This window comes from Streptomyces sp. P9-A4, from assembly GCF_036634195.1.
Classification (GTDB): domain Bacteria; phylum Actinomycetota; class Actinomycetes; order Streptomycetales; family Streptomycetaceae; genus Streptomyces.
On sequence record NZ_JAZIFY010000001.1, the window covers coordinates 6197041 to 6219607 of the forward strand.

A 22567-nucleotide genomic window follows, 5' to 3' on the forward strand; every position below is an offset into this window, starting at 1 on the left:
CGGTGTTCCCTGTCCGGATACTCCCCGAACCCCTGATTCAGACGGTTCGTGGTGGTCAGGCGGCCATCCGCAGCCGCCCGATTGCCTCGCTCTCGGGCGGCTCCATGTCCAGGTGCCGGGTCCCGAAGCGGCGGATCTTGCTGGTGATGTACGGCGTAACGGTCGCCAGGTCGACCGGGTCGACCTCCCAGCCCTCGTCGACGAGGTCGTTGACGACCTTCGTGATGTCCTGAGCGGTGTGGAAGATCAGGCAGTTCGCGAGCAGCTCGTTGAACTTGCCTTGCGTATCACCGTGCACGATGTCGACGGTCACCTCGGACTCGTTCTTCAGCAGCCCCTCGAACAGATGCGAGGCGCTCAGGGCGGTGGAGTTCTGCCAGGCCATGCGTCACCGCAGCAGCGAGTGGGTGCGTCGTAGACGACGCCCAGACGCTCACGCACGACCGTGCGGTGATGCCGCAGCGTACGGGCGGAGTCATGCGTGGGCGCCACCTCCTCGCCCAGCCCCAGCAAGCCGCGCACATGCCCGACCACCAGCTGCGGCCCCTCGGCCACGTCCGGGAAGGAGCCCAGCTTCTGGTAGCTCTTCAGCAACACCACCAGCGCCAGCACATGCTCCGCCGACCGCGCCTTTCCGCGCGCCCACGCCACCTCGGACGATCGGAAGGGCTGCCTGTACGGCGTTCACCCTGACGGAGCACCCCTCACCGGCCCATTGCCTGTTTCCGGCGCATTCCGGCTGGCCTCCGAGGAAAGGTGTAGCCGCCACGGGCCCGTCCGGGTACGGTGATCGCTCCGTGTGCGAGCCGTCGAAGTCTCCACCCCACCCCGAGAGTTGGAGACCCGGACCGCCATGGCCGCTTCGTCCTCCTTTGTCGCGCCCGCGGCGCTCGGCGCGCCGCGCCGCGCCTGGCTCACCGACCTGCCCGTCCTCCTCGTCGCGGTCGTCTGGGGGACCAGCTACCTCGCGGCCAAGGGCATCACCACCGCCCACACCGTCATCGCCGTCCTCGTGCTGCGGTTCGCGGTGGTGGTGCCCGTCCTCGTCGCCGCCGGATGGCACAGGCTCCGGGCGCTGAGCGCGGCCCAGTGGCGCGGGGCCGCGACCCTCGGGCTGATCCTCGGCGGGATCTTCCTCCTGGAGACCTACGGGGTCGTCCACACCTCCGCCACCAACGCGGGCCTGATCATCAGCCTCACCATGATCCTCACGCCGCTCGCCGAGGCCGCCGCCACCAGGCGCAGACCGCCCCGCGCCTTCCTGGCCGCCGCCGCGCTCTCCGTCACCGGCGTCGTCCTCCTCACCCAGGGCGCCGGCTTCACCGCCCCGTCCCCCGGCGACCTGCTCATGCTGCTCGCCGCCGTCGCCCGTACCGTGCACGTCCTCGCCATGGCACGGATCAAGTCGGTCCGTTCGGCCGACTCGCTCTCCCTGACCACCGTCCAACTCGGCGCAGCCGTCGCGGTCTTCGCCGTCATCGCCTGCGTCCCCGGTACGGGCGCCTCGCCCTGGGCGGTCGCCCTCGACTTCGGTCCGGGCGAATGGGCAGGCCTGCTCTTCCTCTCCGTCTTCTGCACGCTCTTCGCCTTCTTCGTGCAGATGTGGGCGGTCCGCCGCACCTCCCCGTCCCGGGTCAGCCTCCTCCTCGGCACCGAGCCGCTCTGGGCCGCCGCCGCGGGCATCGCCCTCGCCGGTGACCGCCCCGGACCCCTCGGCCTCGCGGGCGCGATCCTCGTGCTGGCGGGCACCAGTTGGGGCCGCCGGGCCGTCGACAAGGACGCCGGGTAGGTTCTTCGACCATGCGTTCACTTGCCTACGACAACGACTTCCGCGCCCGCGCCCGGCGCACCCAGGGCTGGGGCCTCGGACTGCTCGCCCTCGCGGCCCTGCTCTGGGTCTGGCTCGGCGTCCTGCTGTTGACCTCGTACCAGGACGGCGACGGCGGCGGCAGCCCCTGCCCCGCCCTGCTCACCAGCGAGTACGTCCACGACAAGGAGTGCGTCGAGAGCCGGGACTGGCCCGGACTCCTCACGATCCTCGGCGGATCCGTCCCCCTCGCCGTGGTCGGCGCCGTCCTCTACACCAGCGGCTCGGTCTCGCACCGCATGGCCGAGCACCTGGCCGAGGTGACCCGGCTCGACTCCGCGAGCGCCTGACCGCACCCCCTGCGCCCGCCCTCAGGACGACTTCGGCACCCGGTCCGACACGATCATCAGGACCACGCCGAGGACCGCGATCACGATGTTGGCGAACAGCTCCCGGCCCTCCAGGAACCCCACGTTCTCGGTGAGGTACCGCGTCATCCCGAGGAGCCGGAACGAGCCGTCCGTCAGCTCGCGCACCACCCCGGCGACACCGAAGAGCGCGAGCAGGAATCCGGCGACTTCCAGAAACTTCTTCATGAGGTGATCATGGGCGGGGCGGGGGAGGGAGCGCGTCCGCCTCCCGTCCACGGCGCCGCTACCGAAGTATCGACCGGTACGACTTAGGTAGCGCCCCCGCCGCCGATGCCCCGCGGCGGCGGCCCGGCTGCGTAGATTTGCCCCCATGACTCGTACGGACCGGCAGCGCTGGCTGTTCCCCTCCCACCTGGTCGAACCGGGTGGGAACGGGGCGGCCCGGCCCCGCCGTACCGCCCGCGACTGGGTCGTGGACATCTCGCTCTTCCTGCTCGCCGCGTTCGTCGGCCTGCTCGCCGCCGACGCCAGCGCGCAGTACACCAGCGACACCGTCACCCTCCTCGACCAGCTCGCCGGCGCCGCCGCCTGCTGCGCCCTCTGGCTGCGCCGGCGCCGGCCCGTCGGACTCGCCGTCGCCCTCGCCCTGGCGAACGCCGTGGCCCCCGTCGCCGCCGGAGCCCTCCTCGCGAGCCTGTTCAGCGTCGCCGTACGCCGCCCGTTCCGCGAGGTCGCCTGGATCGGGGCGCTCGCCGTCGCCACCTCCACCGTCCAGGTCTTCGTCCGCCCCGACCCCACCACCAACGCCGGACTCTCCGTCGCCATCGGCTTCATCCTCATCCTCCTCGTCACCGCCTGGGGCATGCTCGTCCGCTCCCGCCGCCAGCTCGTCGAGGCCCTCAGGGAACGGGCCCGCCGCGCCGAGGCCGAGGCCGAACTGCGCGCCGCGCAGGCCCAGCGGCTCGCCCGCGAGGCCATCGCCCGCGAGATGCACGACGTCCTCGCCCACCGGCTCACCCTGCTCAGCGTCCATGCCGGAGCCCTGGAGTTCCGGCCCGACGCCCCGCCCGAGCAGGTCGCCCGCGCCGCCGGGGTCATCCGCGACAGCGCCCACGAAGCCCTCCAGGACCTCCGCGAGATCATCGGCGTCCTGCGCGCCCCCGGCGAGAACGGCGAGGCGGGCGACCGGCCGCAGCCCACCCTCGCCACCCTCGACGCCCTGATCGCCGAATCCCGCGAGGCCGGCGCGGAGGTCGTCCTCGACACCACCGTCGACGACCCGGCCGCCGTGCCCGCCGCCACCGGCCGCACCGTCTACCGCATCGCCCAGGAAGCCCTGACCAACGCCCGCAAGCACGCCCCCGGCACCACCGTCACCGTCACCGTGCGCGGCCGTCCCGGCGGGGGCCTCACCGTCGAGGTCCGCAACCCGGCACCCGGCGGACCCGTCCCCCACGTCCCCGGCTCCGGCCAGGGACTCATCGGACTCACCGAGCGCGCCGCCCTCGCCGGCGGCCGATTGGAGCACGGCCCGGACCCCGACGGGGGATTCGCCCTGCGCGCCTGGCTACCGTGGCCCGCATGACCATCCGGCTGCTCATCGTCGACGACGACCCCCTGGTCCGCGCGGGCCTCACCCTGATGCTCGGCGGAGCCGAGGAACTGGAGATCGTCGGCGAGGGCGCCGACGGCCGCGAAGTCCCCGAACTCGTCGCCCGCCACGCCCCCGACGTCGTCCTCATGGACATCCGCATGCCGGACGTCGACGGCCTCACCGCCACCGAACGCCTCCGCGCCCGGCCCGGCGCCCCCGAGGTCGTCGTCCTCACCACCTTCCACGCGGACGAGCAGGTGCTGCGCGCACTGCGCGCCGGGGCCGCCGGGTTCGTCCTCAAGGACACCCCGCCCGCCGAGATCGTCGCCGCCGTCCGCCGGGTCGCCGCCGGGGACCCCGTACTCTCCCCGGCCGTCACCCGCCAGCTCATGACCCATGTCGCCGGGCAGCCGGAGCGCAGCCCGCGCGCGGCGGCCGGCGGCCGGCTCGCCGAACTCGCGGACCGGGAAAGGGAAGTGGCCGTCGCCGTCGGCCGCGGCCTGGCCAACGCCGAGATCGCCGCCGAGCTGTACATGAGCGTCCCGACCGTGAAGACCCATGTCTCCCGGGTGCTCGCCAAGCTCGGCCTCAACAACCGCGTCCAGATCGCCCTGCTCGTCCACGACGCGGGACTCCTCGACGAGAACCGGGGGGACAACCCGTAGGCTGGGCCGATGTCCGTCATCGAACTGGGTGAGTACGGCGCGGACTTCACCGCGAACCCGTACCCCTACTACGCCAAGCTCCGGGAGTCCGGTCCCGTCCACGAGGTACGACTGCCCGACGGCTTCCAGGTCTGGCTGGTCGTCGGCCACGAGGAGGGCCGGGCGGCACTCGCCGACGCCCGGTTCGCCAAGTCCCCTTCCGTGATCGGCGTACGGCCGCCGGAGGAGGACATCATCGGCGTCCACCTGCTCGGCGCGGACGCCCCCGACCACACCCGGCTGCGCCGCCTGGTCGCCGGAGAGTTCACCGGCCGCCGGGTGGAGAGCCTGCGCCCCCGCATCGAGCGGCTCACCCAGGAACTCGCCGACGCGATGGAACCGGCCGGCCGCGCCGACCTCGTCGACGCCTTCGCCTACCCGCTGCCCATCACCGTCATCTGCGAACTCCTCGGCGTCCCCGCCGAGGACCACGACACCTTCCGCCGCTGGTCCAACGAGCTGGTCACCCCGACCGGCGACCGGGGCCACCAGGAGGCCATGGAGGGCTTCGGTGCCTATCTCGACGAACTCATCGAGGACAAGCGGGCGTCGGGGCCCGCGGACGACCTGCTCTCCGGTCTGATCACCGCCCGGGCCGAGGACGGCGACCGGCTCTCCCTCACCGAACTCCGGGCCATGGCCTATCTGCTGCTCATCGCCGGCCACGAGACGACCGTCAACCTGATCTCCAACACCGTCCGCAACCTGCTCACCCATCCCGAACAGCTCGCGGCCCTGCGCGCCGATCCCGGACTCCTGGACGGGACGATCGAGGAGTCCCTGCGGTACGACGGCCCCGTGGAGACCAGCACCTTCCGCTTCACCCGGGAGGCCGTCACCATCGGCGGTACGGAGATCCCGGCGGGCCAGGGCGTGCTCGTCGGCATCGGCGCCCTCGACCGCGACCCCGCCCGCTTCCCCGACCCCGACCGCTTCGACATCCGCCGGGAAACCCGCGGCCATCTCGCCTTCGGCCACGGCATCCACTACTGCCTCGGCGCCCCACTGGCCCGCCTGGAGGGCCGTATCGCCCTCCGTGCGCTCCTCGACCGCTTCCCCGGCCTCGCGCTCGACCCCGAGGCCGAGCCCTGGGAATGGCTCCCTGGCCTCCTCATACGGGGCGTCCGCCACCTGCCGGTCCGCTGGTGATCACGACCGGAGAGGGGAAGGGCGCGGGCGAGGCCGTGGGTGCGGCCGGGGACGAGGTCTTCGGCCGGATGATCGAGCCGTTCCGCACGGAGCTGCTCGCGTACTGCTACCGGATGCTCGGCTCGGCCCACGACGCCGAGGACCTGGTCCAGGAGACGTACCTGCGGGCCTGGCGGGCGCGCGAGCGGTACGACGCCGCCCGGAACTCGCCGCGCACCTGGCTCTACCGGATCGCGACGAACGCCTGCATGACCGCCCTGGAGGCCCGTGGCCGCCGACCGCTGCCCTCGGGGTTCGTGGCCGCGTCGGACCCGCTCGGGCCACTCGTCCGGAGCGAGAGCGCCGCATGGCTCCAGCCCCTCCCGGACGCCCTGCTCGACGCGGGCGACCCGGCGGGAGCGGTGATCGACCGCAGCACCCTGCGGCTGGCGTTCGCCGCCGCCCTGCAGCATCTGTCGGCCCGGCAGCGGGGTGCGCTGATCCTGCGTGATGTGCTCCGCTTCTCCGCGTCCGAGGCGGCGGCGGTCCTCGGCACCACCACCGTGTCCGTGAACAGCTCCCTCCAGCGGGCGCGTACCCGGATGAAGGAGGCCGGGGCCCGGCAGGAAGGTCTCGGCGAGCCGTCCGCCGCCGAGCAGCGCGCCTGGGTCGACCGCTACATGAAGGCGTTCGAGCGCGCCGACGTCGAGGGGCTCAGGCGGCTGCTCACCGAGGACGTGCTCATGGAGATGCCGCCGGTGCTCAACTGGTTCGTCGGACGCGGCAATTACGGACTGTTCATGGAGTGGGTCTTCGGGCGCCTGGGAACGGACTGGCGGCTCCAGCCGGTCACGGCCAACGGCCAGCCCGGGTTCGCCGCGTACCGGCGCGTCGAGGGCGGGTACGAGCTGCACACCCTCCAGGTCTTCACGGTCACCACCGAGGGGATCAGCCGGAACTCGGTGTTCCAGGAGGCCGAGGTCTTCGCGACCTTCGGTCTGGCGCCCGGAATCGACGACTAGCCGGGCCGGATCCGAGGACTAGCGGGGGCCGGATCCGAGGACCGGAGCGGACCGGATTCGACGATCGGCGGCGGGCGCGATGAGTTTCGCCGTCGCCGCCGGTATGTACGGGCGGGCCCGCCGGAACGCCCCGGCGGACCGTTCGCGAGGGAGAGTCCGATGTCCGGGAGTCGTGGAGAGGCGGGACGGCCGGTGGCTGATCGCCGCCCACCACAACAGCCCGGTCCTTGCCCCGGGGAGCTGACCCCCGGCGTTCGGACCTGCGGGCCGGGCGGTGAAGCCGACGCCTGCTGCCCGACGGCGGCCGGTGCCGGCCAGGGCGCCTAGGAGGGCCTGCCACCCCCTGGAGGTTGACCGCGCGCGGTCAATCCGGCGGCCCGGCCGGACATCCGGAGCGGTGCCGCGCAGCAGTCCTCGACCGGAGCGGGGTGGGGGTGCTCGGACGCCGGCCGGGCAGCGGCGGCACGTGGCCTGGGCGTCAGACGGTGGTGGCCAGCCAGCCGACGGCCTCGGTGGTGTGCTTGCCGTCGCTCTTGGTGTTGGGGTTCACGTTGACCTCGTTGAGGCGGATCAGGAAGCCCCTCTCGGTCACACCGTGGATTCGGATGCCCGGAGTCTCGGGGCCGTTGAAGGTCTGCGTCAGCGGCAGCACGATGACGTCCGCCCCCGCCGGAAACGGGGTCGGGAAGGTGACTTGGGTAAAGGTCGAGGTGTTTCCGCCCGCGGTCTCGATCGCACTGTCCGAGCGGAGGTCGACCTTGCCGGTCTGGATCATCGCCATTGTTCACTCCCATTGCTCAGTCTTCCCAGGCCGCCGACCGGCGGCCCAGAGCGAACTGTCCAGGCCGGCCGCCCTCCATGCCGTCTTCCTCCTAACGAGCGATCGGTATCCGGCCACGAGAATCGCCTGACAGCGACGGTGTTCGCGCTGTCGCGGACTGCGGGAGTTCGCCCAGGAAGACACTCCCTAGCCGGACCCTGGAGCGTCGTCCACCCGTACCGGGCGCCGCTCCCTGCGCGAGGTCTCGCAGGCCTCCGCGACGCGGAGGGCCGCCAGGGCCTCCCGGCCGTCGCACGGGTTGGCCGCCTCCCCGCGCACCAGCCGGACGAAGGCGTCGAGCTCCGCCTCGTACGCGGGACCGAACCGCTCCAGGAACCCCGGCCAGGGCTTCCCCGGCGCGGTCGGCCCCTGCGGCTCCAGCGAGGTGAGCGGGGTCCGGTCGTCCAGGCCCACCACGACCTGGTCCCGGTCGCCCGCCAGCTCCATGCGGACGTCGTACCCGGCGCCGTTGCAGCGGGTCGCCGTCGCCGTGACCAGCGTGCCGTCGTCCAGGGTGAGGAGCGCCGCCGCCGTGGACACGTCGCCGGCCGCCCGGAACATCGCCGGGCCCGCGTCCGAGCCCGTCGCGTACACCTCCACGACCTCCCGGCCGGTCACCCAGCGGACGATGTCGAAGTCGTGCACCAGACAGTCCCGGAAGAGACCGCCGGAGAGCGGCAGGTACGCGGCCGGCGGCGGCTCCGCGTCGGAGGTGGCAGCCCGTACGGTGTGCAGCCGGCCGAGCCGCCCCGAGCGCACCGCCTCCCGCGCCGCCCGGTACCCCGCGTCGAAGCGCCGCATGAACCCGAGCTGGAGTTCCGTACCCGCCTCGGCCACCGCCGCGAGCGCCGCCCGCGTCCCCGGCACGTCCAGGGCGATCGGCTTCTCGCAGAAGGCCGGCAGGCCCGCGCCCGCCGCGCGGGCGATCAGCTCCGCGTGCGCGGCCGTCGCCGAGGCGATCACCACGGCGTCGAGGGCGTGCCCGAACAGGGCCGTCACATCCGGCGCCGCCTCCGCGCCCAGCGCGCCCGCGACCCCGGCCGCCCGGCCGGCGTCCGCGTCCGCCACGACCAGCGACTCGACCTCCGGGTGCCGGGCCAGCACCCCCGCGTGGAAGCTCCCGATCCGTCCCGTACCGATGAGTCCGATGCGCATGGCCCCACCGTGGAGCCGTCCCGTCCCCGCTGTCAAGGATTTGTCAGGACAACCGGACGTCACGACTTCCCGTCATCAGCGCACCCGGCTACGCTCCCCCCGTGTCCAAGCAGTCCGGCTCCTCCCTGCCCCCGCTCTCCGTGGACCGCAGCAGCCCGGTCCCGCTCTACCACCAGCTGGCCCAGCAGCTGGAGAGCGCCGTGGAGGACGGCACGCTGACCCCGGGCACCCTCCTCGGCAACGAGATCGACCTCGCCACCCGCCTCGGCCTCTCCCGGCCCACCGTCCGCCAGGCCATCCAGACCCTCGTCGACAAGGGCCTCCTGGTCCGCCGCCGGGGCATCGGCACCCAGGTCGTACAGAGCGGGGTGCGGCGCCCGCCGGAGCTCAGCAGCCTCTACGACGACCTGGACGCCGCCGGAGGGAACCCCACCACCCGGGTCCTGGTCAACCGCGTCGAACCCGCCACCGGACCGGTCGCCGAGGCCCTCGGCGTACCCGAGGGGAGCGAGGTCCACTATCTGGAGCGGCTCCGGACGGCGCACGGGGAGCCCGTCGCGTACCTCCGGAACCACCTCCCGCCCGGCCTGCTCGATCCGGACACCGCCCGTCTGGAGACCACCGGCCTCTACCGGATGCTCCGATCCGCCGCGCTCACCCTGCACAGCGCCCGGCAGATCGTGGGCGCGCGCGCCGCGACCGCCGCCGAGGCGGCGCTGCTCGACGAACGGGAAGGAGCCCCGCTGCTCACCATGGAACGCGTCACCTACGACGACACCGGCCGCGCCGTCGAGTACGGTTCCCACCTCTACCGGGCCGCCCGTTACTCCTTCGAGTTCCGGCTGATGGTCCGTCCGTAGGACCCGGGGCGGCCGACCGGACGGCCGGAGACAGGCCCCCGGGCGAGCGCCCCGACCCGCATGACCGATACTGCAATGCACGCAGAAGGACACAAAGGAGGGCACGGCCTCGTGACCAGGCTTCGGACAGGAGGGGTACGCGCCGTCATCGGTGCCGTGCTCGCGCTCGCGCTCACCGGGGCGCTCGCCGGGTGCAGCAGCACCGGCGGAAAGCGGGCGGAGGACGCCCGCAGGGCAGCCGAGGCCCAGGGCAGGGCGGCCGTCGACACCCCCCGCTGGACCGTCGCCATGGTGACGCACTCCGGCGACGGCGACACCTTCTGGGACATCGTCCAGAAGGGCGCCAAGCAGGCTGCCGTCAAGGACAACATCAACTTCCTCTACGCCCACAGCGACGAGGCCCAGCAGCAGGCGCAGCTGATCGACTCGTACGTCGCCAAGGGCGTCGACGGACTGATCGTCACCCTCGCCAAGCCCGACGCCATGAAGGCCGCCGTGGAGAAGGCCGTCAAGGCCGGCATCCCGGTGATCACCGTGAACTCGGGCGCCGAGCAGTCCAAGGCGTACGGGGCGCTCACCCACATCGGCCAGGACGAGACCGTCGCCGGTGAGGCCGTCGGCGAGGAACTCGACAAGCGCGGCAAGAAGAAGGCGCTCTGCGTCCTGCACGAGCAGGGCAACGTCGGCCACGAACAGCGCTGTGCCGGCGCGAAGAAGACCTTCGGCGGCGAGCTGGTCAACCTGTACGTCGACGGCACCAACATGCCCGACGTGAAGGCGTCCATCGAGGCCAAGCTCCAGTCCGACAAGGCCATCGACGCCGTGGTCACCCTCGGCGCGCCCTTCGCCGACACCGCCGTCCAGGCGGCCAGGAGCGCGGGCAGCAAGGCCGAGATCGACACCTTCGACCTCAACGCCAAGGTCGCGAGCTCCCTCCAGGCCGGCACCCTCGGCTTCGCCGTCGACCAGCAGCCCTACCTCCAGGGCTACGAGGCCGTCGACCTGCTCTGGCTCTACCGCTACAACGCCGATGTCCTCGGCGGCGGCAAGCCGGTCCTGACCGGCCCCCAGATCATCACCAAGGACGACGCCGCCGCGCTCGTCGGGTACGCGGAGCGGGGCACCCGATGAGCTCCACCGCCCCGGCGCCGGAACCGCCCGGCGTCGACCACGTCGACGAGCGGCTGCTGCGCACCACCCCGCTCAAGAAGCTGCTCGCCCGCCCCGAACTGGGCTCGGTCGTCGGCGCGGTCGCCGTCTTCGTCTTCTTCTCGGTGGTCGCCGACAGCTTCCTGCGCGCCTCCAGCCTCGGGACCGTGCTCTACGCGGCCTCGACCATCGGCATCATGGCCGTCCCGGTCGCGATGCTCATGATCGGCGGCGAGTTCGACCTCTCGGCCGGTGTCCTGGTGACCAGCTCCGCGCTGATCTCCTCGATGTTCAGCTACCAGATGACGGCGAACGTCTGGGTCGGCGTCGGGGTCTCGCTGCTCGTCACGCTGGCGATCGGCGTCTTCAACGGCTTCATGCTGACCCGTACGAAACTGCCCAGCTTCATCATCACGCTCGGCACCTTCCTCATGCTCACCGGTCTGAACCTGGGCCTCACCAAGCTCATCAGCGGCACCGTCTCCACCAAGACCATCGCCGACATGGAGGGCTTCGACTCCGCCCGCAAGCTCTTCGCCTCGCAGCTGACCATCGGCGGCGTCGAGTTCAAGGTGACCATCCTGTGGTGGTTCGGGCTCGTGGCGCTCGCCACCTGGATCCTGCTGCGCACCCGCTTCGGCAACTGGATCTTCGCGGTCGGCGGCGGCGCCGACGCGGCCCGCGCGGTCGGCGTCCCGGTCTACCGGACGAAGATCGGCCTCTACATGGGCGTGGCCTTCTGTGCCTGGATCTCGGGGCAGCACCTGCTGTTCTCCTTCGACGTCGTCCAGTCGGGCGAAGGCGTCGGCAACGAGCTGATCTACATCATCGCGGCCGTCATCGGTGGCTGTCTGATCACCGGCGGATACGGCTCCGCCATCGGCTCGGCGGTCGGCGCGCTCATCTTCGGCATGACCAGCAAGGGCATCGTGTACGCCGAGTGGAACCCGGACTGGTTCAAGTTCTTCCTGGGAGCGATGCTCCTCCTGGCGACCCTGCTGAACGCCTGGATCCGCAAGCGCGTGGAGGCCACCAAGTGACGACCGAAGCCACGGCGCAGGCCGCCCCGCTGGTCGAGCTCGACGACGTCAGCAAGTACTACGGCAACATCCGGGCCCTCGAAGGGGTCTCCCTGGAGGTCCGCTCCGGCGAGATCTCCTGTGTCCTCGGCGACAACGGCGCGGGGAAGTCCACCCTCATCAAGATCGTCGCCGGTCTGCACCGGCACGACGCGGGCACCTTCCGCATCGAGGGGGAGGAGGTCACCCTCGCCAACCCGCGCGACGCCCTCGACCGGGGCATCGCCACCGTCTACCAGGACCTGGCCGTGGTCCCGCTGATGCCGGTCTGGCGGAACTTCTTCCTCGGCTCCGAGCCCACCAGGGGCTCCGGCCCCTTCAAGCGGCTCGACGTCGCCCTGATGCGGTCCACGACCCGCGAGGCGCTGCTGCGCATGGGCATCGACCTGCGCGATGTCGACCAGCCGATCGGCACCCTCTCCGGCGGCGAGCGGCAGTGCGTGGCCATCGCCCGCGCCGTCCACTTCGGCGCCAAGGTCCTCGTCCTCGACGAGCCGACCGCCGCGCTCGGCGTCAAGCAGTCCGGGGTCGTCCTGAAGTACGTGGCCGCCGCCCGTGACCAGGGCCTCGGCGTGGTCCTCATCACCCACAACCCGCACCACGCCTATCTCGTCGGCGATCGTTTCGTGCTCCTCAAGCGGGGCGTGATGGCCGGCAGCCACACCAAGGACTCCGTGACGCTCGACGAGTTGACCCGGCAGATGGCCGGCGGCACCGAGCTGGAGGACCTCCGCCACGAGCTGGAGCGCCCCTCCACGCCGTAGCGCGACCCGCCTCGACCAGACGGCCGCTTCACACCGCACCTGGCAGAATCGGAGCCGATGAGTACCTACCGTGACCTCGCGCACCGGGGATCGGCCCGGGGCACCGTGCTGCGGACCGTCGGGACCCGGGAGCGGCGCTCCCACCTGACGGCGCCCCGGGTGCCGACCGTCGGCATCGACATCGGCGGTACGAAGGTGATGGCCGGTGTCGTCGACGCCGACGGCAACATCCTGGAGAAGCTCCGCACGGAGACCCCGGACAAGTCCAAGAGCCCCAAGGTCGTCGAGGACACCATCGTCGAACTGGTCCTCGACCTCTCCGACCGGCACGATGTGCACGCCGTCGGCATCGGCGCGGCCGGCTGGGTCGACGCCGAGCGCGCCACCGTGCTCTTCGCCCCGCACCTCGCCTGGCGGAACGAGCCGCTGCGCGACGCCCTGCAGGGCCGTCTCGCCGTGCCCGTCATGGTCGACAACGACGCCAACACCGCCGCCTGGGCCGAGTGGCGCTTCGGCGCCGGGCGCGGCGAGGACCACCTCGTCATGATCACCCTCGGCACCGGCATCGGCGGCGCCATCCTGGAGGGCGGCCAGGTCAAGCGCGGCCGGTACGGGGTCGCCGGCGAGTTCGGCCATATGCAGGTCGTGCCCGGCGGGCACCGCTGCCCGTGCGGCAACCGGGGCTGCTGGGAGCAGTACAGCTCGGGCAACGCGCTGGTCCGCGAGGCCCGCGAGCTGGCCGCCGCCGACTCCCCGGTGGCGTACGGGATCATCGAGCGGGTCAAGGGGAACATCCCGGACATCACCGGACCGCTCATCACCGAGCTGGCCCGCGAGGGCGACGCCATGTGCGTCGAGCTGCTCCAGGACATCGGTCAGTGGCTCGGCGTCGGCATCGCCAACCTCGCCGCCGCGCTCGACCCCTCCTGCTTCGTCATCGGCGGCGGTGTCTCGGCCGCCGACGACCTGCTCATCGGCCCCGCCCGGGACGCCTTCCGCCGCCATCTCACCGGCCGGGGCTACCGTCCCGAGGCCCGTATCACCCGCGCCCAGCTCGGCCCCGAGGCGGGCATGGTCGGCGCCGCCGACCTCGCCCGGCTCGTCGCCCGCCGCTTCCGCCGCGCCAACCGGCGCCGGGTGGAGCGGTACGAACGGTACGAGCGCTACGCCCAGGCCCTGCGCAACGGGACCTCGGCTCGGGCCCCCCGTACCCCCGAGGACCCGCCTTCATGACCGTGCCCCACCAGTCCACCCCGCCCCGCACCCCGCAGGAGAGGCTCCCCGAGGACCACCGGCACATGATCCGCCGCCGCTGGCTGACGGCCGTCATCATCGTGCTGCTCGTCGGCATCCCGGCCGGCTATCTCGTCATCTCCGCCGGGCAGAGCCGCGACAGCGGCCGGGACAAGGAGCGCGAGTCCTCGGCGGCCGGCCTCCAGGAGAACTGGCCCTCGCTGATGAAGCGCCGGGTGTTCGAGGTGCCGGTCCCGGCCGGGGCGTGGGGCGTCGCCTACTACGAGACCAGCAACTGGAAGACGAGCAGGCTGTACGTGCAGTTCTCGACGACCGCGACGGGTCTCGACGTCTTCCTCGCCGAGTCCGGCACGAGCCGGGCGGCCCTCACCCCCGGGCGGGTGACCGTCGGCGAGCGGGACGTCGAGATCGCCGGCTGGCGCTTCGTGGAGGGCATGCAGTGGTCGGGCACCACGGTGACCCGTGAGAAGCCGCGGCCGCACACCGACATCACGGTCGACCTCACGGACCCGGCGTTCCCCCGGGTGTACGCGGTCTCGGCGACGAGTCCCTGAGATCCGGTCCTGAGAGCGGCCGGACGTCGTCCGGCCCGCCCGTCCTTCAGGCGTTCTTCTCCATGCCCGGGCGCAGCCGGGCGAGCAGGGTGTAGAGGGTCGCGCTCTCGTCCGCGTCGAGGGTGTCGAGCGCGCCGCTGGTGGCCTGCATCTCCTCGCGGACACGGCGGATGACCTCGCGGCCCTCGTCGGTCGCGACGACGTTCTTCACACGGCGGTCGGCGGGGTCGGGCTCACGGCGGACCAGGTCGCGGGCCTCCAGGCGGTCGATGATCCCGGTGACGTTGGACGCGTCGCAGACCAGCAGGGTGGCGAGCGCGCGCATCGGCAGCGGGCCGTTCAGCTGGGCGAGGACCTTCGCCTGGGTGGAGGTCAGTCCGTGGTGCGCGGCGGCGGACGCGAAGTCGCGCCACTGGGCCGTGCCGATGGCGGCGAGCAGCTCCATGAGCTGCAGCTTCGTGGGGGTGGCGGGGGTGGTCGCGCTCATGGGACGAGCCTACTCAGAACACTTGACATTATCAATTGTTTACTTGACCACCTCAAGTATCCGGGCCTACCTTCGTCGAAGTACTTGATGAGATCAAACATCGACGGACTAAAGCACTGAAAAGGCCTCTCCTGTCATGAGCCACACCCCCGCGCCGCCCTCCGCCGATCCCCGGCGCGAGACGCTCATCGTCTTCGCCCTGAGCCTCGCCGCCATGGTCGTCTCGATGATGCAGACCCTGCCGGTCCCGATCCTCGGCCTCATCCGCGCCGACCTGGGCACCTCGGCCGCGAACGTGAGCTGGGTGACCACCGCGACCCTGCTCTCCGCCGCCGTCTTCACCCCGCTGCTCGGCCGCTTCGGCGACCAGCACGGAAAGAAGCCCACCCTCGTCGCCGTCCTCGGCGTCATGGTCGCCGGCTCCGTCGTCGCCGCCCTCGCGACCTCGCTGCCCCTGCTCGTCCTCGGCCGCGTCCTCCAGGGCGCCGCCACCGCGATCTTCCCGCTCGCCCTCTCCGTACTCCGCGAGGAGGTCCGCCCGCAGAAGCTGCCCGGCGCCATGTCGCTGGTCAGCGGCACCCTCGCCTTCGGCAGCGGACTCGCGCTCGTCGCGACCGGCCTGCTCACCTCGGGCTCCGGTGCCGACTACCGCAACGCCTTCTGGATGGCGACCGGCTTCGCCGCGCTCGCCCTGCTGGCCGTCGTCCTCCTCGTCCCCGCCACCCGCCACAAGACCGGCGGTCGCACCGACCTCCTCGGCGCGCTGACCCTCGGCCTCACCCTCCTGCTGCTCCTGCTGCCCGTCTCGCAGGGCCACGAGTGGGGCTGGACCTCGGCCCGCACCCTCGGCAGCTTCGCCGGGTCGGCCGTCATGGCGGCCGTCTGGGTCCTCACCGAGCTGAAGGTCCGCGAACCCCTCGTCGACATGAGGATGTTCGTCCACCGGCCCGTCCTCATGGCCAACCTGGCCGGTGTCCTCGTCGGCTTCGGCATGTTCGCGAACTTCCTGGGCGTCTCCTACCTGGTCCAGATGCCCGAGGCGCTCACCGGGTACGGCTTCGGGGCGTCCGTCCTGCGCGCCTCCGTCGAGTTCCTGCTGCCCGGCGCGATCGTCTCGCTGCTTGCCTCGCCCGTCGGCGGCCAACTGGTCCGCCACCGGGGCCCGCGCACGGCCCTGGCCGTGGCCGCCGCCCTCGGCGCGGTGGGCTTCGTCTGGCTCGCCCTGGGCCACGGGCAGACGGCTTCGGTGATCGGGGCCGGTGTGGTCGTCGGCGCCTCCGTCAGCTTCGGTTACGCGGCGATGCCGGCGGTCATCATGGCGAGCGTCCCGCACCACCAGAGCGGCATCGCCAACGGCATCAACTCCATCTCGCGCTCCACGGGCAGCGCGATCGGCAGCGCGGTGGTCACGACGATCCTGGCCTCGCGGACGGTCGAGCACCTCCCCGCGGGGATCCCGCCGCTGCCGGCGGAGTCCGGCTTCACCCTCACCTTCTGGATCGGGGCGACGGCCTTCGCCCTGGTCGGTCTGGTGGCCTGGCTCGGCCTCCGTGCCCGCCCCGAGCCCCGCACGGCCACGGAGGCCGCCCCGGCCGCCGACACCGAGAAGGTGGCCGCCGGATAGGGAGCCCCCGCGCCGTCGTCGAGCGGCCCCGACAGCGGGAAAGTCCCGCCGGAACGGTCCGGCGGGACTTTGTCGTACCCGGTCCGGCGGCCATACCCGCGAACGTGAGGCAACCGGTATCCCCACAGGGGTTGTCAGTACAATTTCACATTACTATGGTACAGGCGCGTCATCCCGACACCCCTTCCCGGAGGCTGTACTTCGTGAGCACCACCCCGCACACGGTCCGCACCACCGACTACCACGCCGCCGGCGAGCCCTTCCGGATCGTGGACGAGGACCTGCCCCCCATCCCCGGCGACACCGTCGCCGAACGCCGCGCCACCGCGCTCGGACCCGGCGGCTCCGGCACCGACCCGCGCCCCGGCCCCCTCGACGATCTGCGCCGCCTCCTCTCCCGGGAGCCGCGCGGGCACGCCGGAATGTACGGCGGCTTCATCGTGCCGCCCGACGACGACGGCGCCCACTTCGGCGTCCTCTTCTGGCACAAGGACGGCTACTCCACCGCCTGCGGCCACGGCACCATGGCCCTCGGCGCCTGGGCCGTCGACACCGGCCGCGTCCCCGTCCCCGACGACGGCGACGTCCCCGTCCGCATCGACGTGCCCTCCGGCCGCGTCACCGCGACCGTGCACCGCGCCGAAGGCCGCACCACCGGAGTCACCTTCCGCAACATCCCGGCCCGCACCCTCGCCCGCAAGGTCCCGGTCACCACCACCTTCGGCACCGTCGACGTCGACATCGCCGACTCCGGCGCCTGCTACGTCTCCGTCCCCGCCCGCGCGCTCGGCCTCCACGTCACCGTGCCCGACCTGCCCGAACTCGTCCGCGCCGGACGGGAGATCCGCGCCGCGCTCCCCACGTACGACGTGTACGGCGTCATCCTCCACGAAGAACTGCCCGACACCCCCGAAGGGCCCGCCCAGCGCAACGTCACCGTCTTCGCCGACGGCCAGATCGACCGCTCGCCCTGCGGCTCCGGCACCTCCGCGCGCCTCGTCCTGCTCGGCGAGGACGGTCGCCTCGCCCCCGGCGAGACCCTGCGCCACGAATCCGTCGTCGGCACCGTCTTCACGGGCCGCCTCCTCGACGGAGGGGTCACCGAGGTCACCGGCACCACCCACCGCACCGGCAGCCACGCCTTCCACCTCGACCCCCACGACGACCTGGGAGCGGGGTTCCTCCTGTGACCAGGCCGCTCTTCCTCGACGCCGCGACCATGGCCCGCCTGCTGGGCCCCGCCGCCGTCGCCGACGTCCTCGCCGACGCCCTGCGCGCCGGACTCGAACCCGACGCCCAGCCGCACCGCACCGCCGTCCCCGTCCCGGCCGGCGAACTCCTCCTGATGCCCGCCGCCTTCGGCTCCTTCGCCGGCGTCAAGATCGCCGGAGTCGCCCCCGGCAACGCCGCCCTCGGGCTGCCCCGCATCACCGGCTCCTACCTGCTGCTCGACGGCACCGACCTCCGGCCGCTCGCCCTCCTCGACGGGGCGGCCCTCACCGAGCTGCGCACCCCGGCCGTCTCCGCCCTCGCCGTCAGCCGTCTGACCCCGGCCGACCGGCCGCTGCGCCTCGTCGTCTTCGGCTCGGGCCCCCAGGCCTACGGCCACCTGGAGGCCGTCCTCGCCGTCCGCGAGGTCGCCGAGGCCGTCGTCGTCGCGCGCAACGAGGCCGGCGGACGCGCCCTCGCCGGATACGCCCGCACCCTCGGCGCCCTCGCCCGCACCGGCGCCCCCGACGAGGTCGCCAAGGCCGACCTCGTCGTCTGCTGCACCACGGCCCGCGAACCGCTCTTCGACGGCGCCCTGGTGCCGCCCGGCGCCACCGTCGTCGCCGTCGGCTCGCACGAGCCGGACGCCCGCGAGACCGACAGCACGCTCGTCGCGCGCTCCGAGGTCTACGTCGAGGGGCGGTCCGCCGCGCTGCGCGAGGCGGGCGACCTGCTCGTCCCCCTCTCCGAGGGGGCGATCGCGGCCGACCACATCGCGGGCGACCTCGCCGAGCTGGTGACCGGGCGCAGCCTGCCCTCGGAGGACCGCCCGCGCTTCTTCAAGAGCGTGGGAATGGCCTGGGAGGACCTCGCCGTCGCCACCGCCCTCTACCGGGCCGCCGGTTCGGCTTGATCACAGCCGAATGCCCCGGCCCCGCCCGAAGGCGGGACCGGGGCATTCGGCGTTCCTCAGGCGGCTTCGGGGAAGTGGCAGGCGACCTCCCGCGCCTCGCCCGGTGCGGCGATCCGCAGCAGCGGAGCCTCCGTACGGCAGATCGCCTGCGCCTTCGGGCAGCGCGGGTGGAAGGTGCAGCCCGGCGGGGGAGAGGCGGGGCTCGGCGGGTCACCGAGCAGCGTGATCCGCTCGCGCGCCCGCTCGGCCGCCGGGTCCGGCAGCGGTACGGCGGACAGCAGCGCCCGGGTGTAGGGGTGCGCGGGGGCCGCGTACACCCGTTCCTTGGCGCCGATCTCCACGATCCGGCCGAGGTACATCACGGCCACCCGGTCGCAGACCCGCTTCACCACGGACAGGTCGTGGGCGATGAAGAGGTAGGCGAGGCCCAGTTCGCGCTGGAGCCGCTCCATCAGATTGACGATCTGCGCCTGGACGGAGACATCGAGGGCGGAGACCGGTTCGTCGGCCACCACCAGACGGGGACCGGTGGCCAGGGCGCGGGCGATGCCGATGCGCTGGGCCTGGCCGCCGGAGAACTCGTGCGGGTAGCGGTCGATGTGCTCGGGGATGAGCCCGACCAGCTCCATCAGCTCCACGGCCCGCTCGCGCGCCGCAGCCGCCGAACTCCCCTGCACGAGCAGCGGGTCGGAGATGATCCGGGCCACCGTCTGCCGGGGGTTGAGGGAGGAGTGCGGGTCCTGGAAGACCATCTGGAGGTCGCGCCGGAGCGGTTTGAGCTCCCGCTGCGACAGATGGCTGATGTCGCGCCCGTCGTACGAGACGGAGCCGGCGGTCGGTTCCAGGAGCCGTACGATCGTGCGGCCCGTGGTCGACTTGCCGCAGCCGGACTCGCCGACGAGGCCCAGGGTCTCGCCCGCCGCCACGTCGAAGCCGATGCCGTCGACAGCCCGGACCGGGGCCGAGCTCCTGCGGCGCCCCGGGAACGTCATCGTGAGGTCCCGGACCCGGAGCAGGGGCGGTGGGGTCGTGGTCATGAGGCGACGCCTTCGTACGCGGGGAAGTGGCAGGCGGCCGGGTGGCCGTCCGGGCCGCCGAGGGCCGGGCGTTCGCCCGTGCAGCGGGCCCGCTCCTCGGTGGAGCCGGCGGCGGCCCGGGAGCAGCGGGGTGCGAACGCGCAGCCCGGTGCCGGTGCGAGCAGCGACGGCGGGCTGCCCGGGATCGCCCGCAGCGGGGCGTCGTCGGGGTCGTCGAGGCGGGGGAGCGAGTCGAGCAGCCCCCGGGTGTAGGGGTGGGCGGGGGACGCGAACAGGGCGTCCACCGGGGCGTGTTCGGCGGCCCGGCCGCCGTACATGACGAGCACGTCGTGGGCCACCCGGGCGACCACCCCGAGATCGTGGGTGATCATGACGACGGAGAGGCCCCGCTCCTGCTGGAGCCGGGCGATCAGGTCCAGGATCTGGGCCTGGACGGTGACGTCGAGCGCGGTGGTGGGTTCGTCCGCGATGAGGAGGTCGGGTTCGCAGACGAGCGCCATCGCGATCATCACGCGCTGGCGCATGCCGCCGGAGAACTGGTGGGGGTACTCGCCGGCCCGGCGCCGGGGTTCGGGGATGCCGACCTCGGCGAGCGCCTCCACGGCGCGCTCGCGGGCGGCGGCCCGCCGGGAGCCGAAGTGGACCCGGTGGTGCTCCGCGACCTGCTCGCCGACGGTGTAGTAGGGGTGGAGGCTGGACAGCGGGTCCTGGAAGATCATGGCCATCCGCCGGCCGCGCAGCCCGTTCAGCTCGCGGTCGGAGAGGCCGATCAGCTCCCGGCCGCCGAGGGTGACGGAGCCGGTGACCTCGGCGCCCGTGTGCAGGCCCATGACGGCGAGGGAGGTCACCGACTTCCCGGAGCCGGACTCGCCGACGATGCCGAGGGTCCGGCCGGGCAGCACGTCGAAGGCGAGGGAGTCGACGGCCCGGACGGGGCCGCGCTTCGTCGGGAAGGTGACCGTGAGGTCCCGTACCGACAGGAGGGAGGCGGAGTCGGCCATCAGTACCTCACTCGCGGGTCGACGACGGCGTACAGCAGGTCGACGGCCAGGTTGGCGACGACGATGAAGGTGGCGGCGAGCAGGGTCACGCCGAGGACGACGGGCTGGTCGCCGGTGGACAGGGCGCCGTAGAAGAGGCGTCCGACTCCGGGCAGTCCGAAGATGGACTCGGTGATGACCGCGCCCGCGAGCAGCCCGCCCAGGTCCATCCCGAAGATGGTCAGGATGGGTGTCATGCCGGCGCGCAGTCCGTGCTTGACGACCACGGTGCGGCGCGGGAGGCCCTTGGCGCGGGCGGTGCGGATGTACGGCTCCGCCATGCTCTCGATCATCGAACTCCGGCTCTGCCGCGCGTACATGGCGGCGTAGAGCAGGGCCAGCGCCAGCCAGGGGAGCAGCAGGTTGGAGGCCCAGGAGAGCGGGTCGGAGCCGAAGGGCACGTACTGCGGGTAGGGCAGCAGGCCGGCGACCCGGATCAGCCCGTAGATCAGCATCACCGAGGTGAAGTAGACGGGCAGCGAGGCGGCGGCGACCGCGCCGACCATCAGGACCCGGTCGGTGACGGTGTCCTTGCGGAGTGCGGCGGTGACGCCCGCGCCGAGACCGAGCACCAGCCAGATCACGGCGGCGCCCACGGCCAGCGAGGCGGAGACCGGCAGCCGGTCGACGAGGAGGTCCCAGACGCCCTGGCTGTTCTCGTACGAGTAGCCGAGGCAGGGGAAGTCGCACTCCAGGGCGTACTGGCCGGTGCCCAGGGTGCGGCCGGTGAAGATGCCGGTGACGAAGTCGGCGAACTGCCGCCAGAGCGGGGCGTCCAGGCCCATGTTGGCGCGGATGGCCTCCAGGCGGTCGGCGCTGCACGACTTGCCGCAGGCGGCGGCAGCGGGGTCGGAGGGGAGGACGTAGAAGATGGCGAAGGTGACGGCGGCGATGGCGAGCAGTACGCCGAGCACGCCGAGCAGCCGGCGGCCGAGGTAGAGGATCACGCGCCGCCTCCCCTCGGGTCGAGGACGTCGCGCAGCGTGTCGCCGAGGAGGGTGAACGCGAGCACGGTGAGGAACAGGCAGAGACTCGGGACGGCGAAGTACATGGGGTCCGTGTCGTAGTAGGCGACGCTCTCGGCGATCATCTGGCCCCAGGAGGGCGTCGGCGGACGGACGCCGACGCCGAGGTAGCTGAGGGCGGCCTCGGTGGCGATCATGCCGGGGACCATCAGCGTGGTGTAGGCGATGACGGGGCCCGCGACGCCCGGGAGGATGTCGCGGACGAGGATGCGCCAGGGGCCGGAGCCGCCGACGCGGGCGGCGTCGACGTACTCGCGGTGTTTGAGCGACAGGGTCTGGCCGCGGACGACGCGGGCGATGCCGGGCCAGCCGAAGAGGCCGATGACGGCGGTCATGAGGACGATCCGGTTGACGTCCCGGGCCACCGACATCATCGCGATCATGAAGATGAGGGAGGGGAAGGACATGGTGAGGTCCATCAGCCGGGACAGCACGGTGTCGGTGCGGCCGCCGAAGTAGCCGGCGGCGATGCCGGCCGCCGTCCCCGCGACGACGACGATGGCCGTCGCGGAGAAGGCGATGAGCAGCGACACCTGGGCGCCGTGCACGACCCGGGCGAACAGGTCGCGGCCGGTGATGGGCTCGACGCCGAGCCAGTGGTCGGCCGAGACGCCGCCGAGCGGACCGATGGGCAGGCCGCCCAGGTACGGGTCGACGGCGCTCTTGTCGAACTCGTCCGGGCCCCAGCCGCCCAGCGTGCTGAGCAGCGGGGCGGCCACGGTGAGGAGCGCGAAGAACGCGACCACGCCGAGGGAGATCCGGGCGGAGGGGCGGCGGCGCAGTTCGGCGCGGACGAGCTGCCAGGGCCCGCCGGCCGCGCGGTCGGCGGGCGGGGTGGCGCTCTTGCGGAACCTGCCGGACCTGCCCGGTTTTCCCGGCTCGGTGGGTCCGGTGGATGTGCGGGGCTCGTCGGGCTGGGTGGTGCCCGTGGTGTCGATGGTCATCGGGTGGTGCCCGTCGTGTCGGTGGTC

At 72.6% G+C, this 22567-nt stretch carries 25 protein-coding genes; 15 read left to right on the top strand and 10 right to left on the bottom strand.

Annotation, left to right across the window (positions count from 1 at the left end; genetic code table 11):
- Positions 1-55: 55 nt before the first annotated feature.
- Together V4Y03_RS27885 and V4Y03_RS27890 are read right to left on the bottom strand one after the other, a co-directional pair.
- A complete protein-coding gene (locus V4Y03_RS27885) occupies positions 56-385 on the bottom strand; it encodes a Tn3 family transposase (RefSeq protein WP_332436700.1) in 330 nt (109 codons plus the stop codon).
- Complete coding sequence (locus V4Y03_RS27890; protein WP_317874950.1) at positions 358-651, bottom strand: DUF4158 domain-containing protein; 294 nt, start codon at positions 649-651, stop codon at positions 358-360. Before V4Y03_RS27890 ends, V4Y03_RS27885 begins: the two co-directional genes overlap by 28 nt.
- Positions 652-853: 202 nt before the next feature.
- Between V4Y03_RS27890 and V4Y03_RS27895 the strand changes: the two genes are divergently transcribed.
- The gene (locus tag V4Y03_RS27895) at positions 854-1789 is read left to right on the top strand and encodes a DMT family transporter (RefSeq protein WP_332436701.1); all 936 of its coding nucleotides are present in this window, start codon (positions 854-856) and stop codon (positions 1787-1789) included.
- An 11-nt stretch (positions 1790-1800) separates the two neighbouring features.
- Positions 1801-2157 carry a hypothetical protein gene (locus V4Y03_RS27900; protein ID WP_332436702.1) on the top strand — a complete coding sequence of 119 codons (357 nt, stop codon included), beginning with the start codon at positions 1801-1803 and terminating at the stop codon, positions 2155-2157.
- 21 nt (positions 2158-2178) lie between these two features.
- Here the strand turns inward: V4Y03_RS27900 and V4Y03_RS27905 are convergent, their stop codons facing one another.
- Complete coding sequence (locus V4Y03_RS27905) at positions 2179-2403, bottom strand: hypothetical protein (protein ID WP_317874952.1); 225 nt, start codon at positions 2401-2403, stop codon at positions 2179-2181.
- Positions 2404-2548: 145 nt separating this feature from the next.
- Here V4Y03_RS27905 and V4Y03_RS27910 point away from each other — a divergent pair, with 145 nt between their 5' ends.
- The 4 genes from V4Y03_RS27910 to V4Y03_RS27925 are packed head-to-tail and all read left to right on the top strand — an operon-like array spanning position 2549 to position 6626.
- Complete coding sequence (locus V4Y03_RS27910) at positions 2549-3763, top strand: sensor histidine kinase (protein WP_332436703.1); 1215 nt, start codon at positions 2549-2551, stop codon at positions 3761-3763.
- Positions 3760-4437 carry a response regulator transcription factor gene (locus tag V4Y03_RS27915; protein ID WP_317874954.1) on the top strand — a complete coding sequence of 226 codons (678 nt, stop codon included), beginning with the start codon at positions 3760-3762 and terminating at the stop codon, positions 4435-4437. The genes V4Y03_RS27910 and V4Y03_RS27915 overlap by 4 nt, the downstream gene beginning before the upstream one ends.
- Before the next feature lie 9 nt (positions 4438-4446).
- Positions 4447-5625 (top strand): cytochrome P450 family protein, encoded by a 1179-nt coding sequence (locus tag V4Y03_RS27920; RefSeq protein WP_332436704.1) that lies wholly within the window; start codon positions 4447-4449, stop codon positions 5623-5625.
- Positions 5622-6626 (top strand): sigma-70 family RNA polymerase sigma factor, encoded by a 1005-nt coding sequence (locus V4Y03_RS27925; protein ID WP_332436705.1) that lies wholly within the window; start codon positions 5622-5624, stop codon positions 6624-6626. Before V4Y03_RS27920 ends, V4Y03_RS27925 begins: the two co-directional genes overlap by 4 nt.
- Positions 6627-7104: 478 nt before the next feature.
- Here the strand turns inward: V4Y03_RS27925 and V4Y03_RS27930 are convergent, their stop codons facing one another.
- Both V4Y03_RS27930 and V4Y03_RS27935 read right to left on the bottom strand, forming a co-directional pair.
- Positions 7105-7407, bottom strand: coding sequence for a hypothetical protein (locus V4Y03_RS27930; RefSeq protein WP_317874957.1), 303 nt, complete (start codon positions 7405-7407; stop codon positions 7105-7107).
- 186 nt (positions 7408-7593) lie between these two features.
- On the bottom strand, positions 7594-8601 hold the full coding sequence (locus tag V4Y03_RS27935; RefSeq protein ID WP_332436706.1) for a Gfo/Idh/MocA family protein: 1008 nt from the start codon (positions 8599-8601) through the stop codon (positions 7594-7596).
- A gap of 101 nt (positions 8602-8702) precedes the next feature.
- Between V4Y03_RS27935 and V4Y03_RS27940 the strand changes: the two genes are divergently transcribed.
- The 6 genes from V4Y03_RS27940 (at position 8703) to V4Y03_RS27965 (ending at position 14261) form a co-directional block, all read left to right on the top strand.
- Positions 8703-9461, top strand: a complete 759-nt coding sequence (locus tag V4Y03_RS27940) for a GntR family transcriptional regulator (RefSeq protein WP_332436707.1) — start codon at positions 8703-8705, stop codon at positions 9459-9461.
- Between the two features lie 111 nt (positions 9462-9572).
- Entirely contained in the window at positions 9573-10592 is a 1020-nt protein-coding gene (locus tag V4Y03_RS27945; RefSeq protein WP_317877084.1) for a sugar ABC transporter substrate-binding protein, read from the top strand.
- Positions 10589-11650, top strand: coding sequence for an ABC transporter permease (locus V4Y03_RS27950; protein ID WP_317877083.1), 1062 nt, complete (start codon positions 10589-10591; stop codon positions 11648-11650). Before V4Y03_RS27945 ends, V4Y03_RS27950 begins: the two co-directional genes overlap by 4 nt.
- Positions 11647-12453: an ATP-binding cassette domain-containing protein gene (locus V4Y03_RS27955; RefSeq protein ID WP_317877082.1), complete on the top strand. Its 807-nt coding sequence runs from the start codon at positions 11647-11649 to the stop codon at positions 12451-12453. Before V4Y03_RS27950 ends, V4Y03_RS27955 begins: the two co-directional genes overlap by 4 nt.
- Before the next feature lie 57 nt (positions 12454-12510).
- On the top strand, positions 12511-13686 hold the full coding sequence (locus V4Y03_RS27960; protein WP_317877081.1) for an ROK family glucokinase: 1176 nt from the start codon (positions 12511-12513) through the stop codon (positions 13684-13686).
- Positions 13683-14261, top strand: a complete 579-nt coding sequence (locus V4Y03_RS27965) for a hypothetical protein (protein ID WP_317877080.1) — start codon at positions 13683-13685, stop codon at positions 14259-14261. The genes V4Y03_RS27960 and V4Y03_RS27965 overlap by 4 nt, the downstream gene beginning before the upstream one ends.
- Before the next feature lie 46 nt (positions 14262-14307).
- Here the strand turns inward: V4Y03_RS27965 and V4Y03_RS27970 are convergent, their stop codons facing one another.
- A complete protein-coding gene (locus V4Y03_RS27970; RefSeq protein ID WP_317877079.1) occupies positions 14308-14748 on the bottom strand; it encodes a MarR family winged helix-turn-helix transcriptional regulator in 441 nt (146 codons plus the stop codon).
- Between the two features lie 136 nt (positions 14749-14884).
- Here V4Y03_RS27970 and V4Y03_RS27975 point away from each other — a divergent pair, with 136 nt between their 5' ends.
- The 3 genes from V4Y03_RS27975 to V4Y03_RS27985 all read left to right on the top strand — a co-directional run bounded on the left by V4Y03_RS27975 (position 14885) and on the right by V4Y03_RS27985 (position 18494).
- Positions 14885-16372 carry an MFS transporter gene (locus tag V4Y03_RS27975; protein WP_332436708.1) on the top strand — a complete coding sequence of 496 codons (1488 nt, stop codon included), beginning with the start codon at positions 14885-14887 and terminating at the stop codon, positions 16370-16372.
- 203 nt (positions 16373-16575) lie between these two features.
- Positions 16576-17562 carry a proline racemase family protein gene (locus V4Y03_RS27980; protein WP_332436709.1) on the top strand — a complete coding sequence of 329 codons (987 nt, stop codon included), beginning with the start codon at positions 16576-16578 and terminating at the stop codon, positions 17560-17562.
- Entirely contained in the window at positions 17559-18494 is a 936-nt protein-coding gene (locus V4Y03_RS27985; RefSeq protein ID WP_332436710.1) for an ornithine cyclodeaminase family protein, read from the top strand. Before V4Y03_RS27980 ends, V4Y03_RS27985 begins: the two co-directional genes overlap by 4 nt.
- 56 nt (positions 18495-18550) lie before the next feature.
- Here V4Y03_RS27985 and V4Y03_RS27990 read toward each other — a convergent pair whose 3' ends face one another.
- From V4Y03_RS27990 to V4Y03_RS28005, 4 genes are read right to left on the bottom strand one after another with little or no spacing between them, the layout of a single operon-like run.
- Entirely contained in the window at positions 18551-19531 is a 981-nt protein-coding gene (locus tag V4Y03_RS27990; RefSeq protein ID WP_317879036.1) for an ABC transporter ATP-binding protein, read from the bottom strand.
- Positions 19528-20532, bottom strand: coding sequence for an ABC transporter ATP-binding protein (locus tag V4Y03_RS27995; RefSeq protein WP_332436711.1), 1005 nt, complete (start codon positions 20530-20532; stop codon positions 19528-19530). The genes V4Y03_RS27990 and V4Y03_RS27995 overlap by 4 nt, the downstream gene beginning before the upstream one ends.
- Positions 20532-21518 carry an ABC transporter permease gene (locus V4Y03_RS28000; RefSeq protein ID WP_317877638.1) on the bottom strand — a complete coding sequence of 329 codons (987 nt, stop codon included), beginning with the start codon at positions 21516-21518 and terminating at the stop codon, positions 20532-20534. Before V4Y03_RS28000 ends, V4Y03_RS27995 begins: the two co-directional genes overlap by 1 nt.
- On the bottom strand, positions 21515-22540 hold the full coding sequence (locus tag V4Y03_RS28005; protein WP_317877639.1) for an ABC transporter permease: 1026 nt from the start codon (positions 22538-22540) through the stop codon (positions 21515-21517). The genes V4Y03_RS28000 and V4Y03_RS28005 overlap by 4 nt, the downstream gene beginning before the upstream one ends.
- Positions 22541-22567: the final 27 nt, after the last annotated feature.

Excerpts from the sequence above, each read along its gene's own strand:
- V4Y03_RS27885 (WP_332436700.1), bottom strand. The coding sequence starts at position 385 with ATGGCCTGGCAGAACTCCACCGCCCTGAGCGCCTCGCATCTGTTCGAG.
- V4Y03_RS27895 (WP_332436701.1), top strand. The coding sequence starts at position 854 with ATGGCCGCTTCGTCCTCCTTTGTCGCGCCCGCGGCGCTCGGCGCGCCG.
- V4Y03_RS27900 (WP_332436702.1), top strand. The coding sequence starts at position 1,801 with ATGCGTTCACTTGCCTACGACAACGACTTCCGCGCCCGCGCCCGGCGC.
- V4Y03_RS27905 (WP_317874952.1), bottom strand. The coding sequence starts at position 2,403 with ATGAAGAAGTTTCTGGAAGTCGCCGGATTCCTGCTCGCGCTCTTCGGT.
- V4Y03_RS27910 (WP_332436703.1), top strand. The coding sequence starts at position 2,549 with ATGACTCGTACGGACCGGCAGCGCTGGCTGTTCCCCTCCCACCTGGTC.
- V4Y03_RS27915 (WP_317874954.1), top strand. The coding sequence starts at position 3,760 with ATGACCATCCGGCTGCTCATCGTCGACGACGACCCCCTGGTCCGCGCG.
- V4Y03_RS27920 (WP_332436704.1), top strand. The coding sequence starts at position 4,447 with ATGTCCGTCATCGAACTGGGTGAGTACGGCGCGGACTTCACCGCGAAC.
- V4Y03_RS27930 (WP_317874957.1), bottom strand. The coding sequence starts at position 7,407 with ATGGCGATGATCCAGACCGGCAAGGTCGACCTCCGCTCGGACAGTGCG.
- V4Y03_RS27935 (WP_332436706.1), bottom strand. The coding sequence starts at position 8,601 with ATGCGCATCGGACTCATCGGTACGGGACGGATCGGGAGCTTCCACGCG.
- V4Y03_RS27950 (WP_317877083.1), top strand. The coding sequence starts at position 10,589 with ATGAGCTCCACCGCCCCGGCGCCGGAACCGCCCGGCGTCGACCACGTC.
- V4Y03_RS27960 (WP_317877081.1), top strand. The coding sequence starts at position 12,511 with ATGAGTACCTACCGTGACCTCGCGCACCGGGGATCGGCCCGGGGCACC.
- V4Y03_RS27965 (WP_317877080.1), top strand. The coding sequence starts at position 13,683 with ATGACCGTGCCCCACCAGTCCACCCCGCCCCGCACCCCGCAGGAGAGG.
- V4Y03_RS27970 (WP_317877079.1), bottom strand. The coding sequence starts at position 14,748 with ATGAGCGCGACCACCCCCGCCACCCCCACGAAGCTGCAGCTCATGGAG.
- V4Y03_RS27975 (WP_332436708.1), top strand. The coding sequence starts at position 14,885 with ATGAGCCACACCCCCGCGCCGCCCTCCGCCGATCCCCGGCGCGAGACG.
- V4Y03_RS27990 (WP_317879036.1), bottom strand. The coding sequence starts at position 19,531 with ATGACCACGACCCCACCGCCCCTGCTCCGGGTCCGGGACCTCACGATG.
- V4Y03_RS27995 (WP_332436711.1), bottom strand. The coding sequence starts at position 20,532 with ATGGCCGACTCCGCCTCCCTCCTGTCGGTACGGGACCTCACGGTCACC.
- V4Y03_RS28005 (WP_317877639.1), bottom strand. The coding sequence starts at position 22,540 with ATGACCATCGACACCACGGGCACCACCCAGCCCGACGAGCCCCGCACA.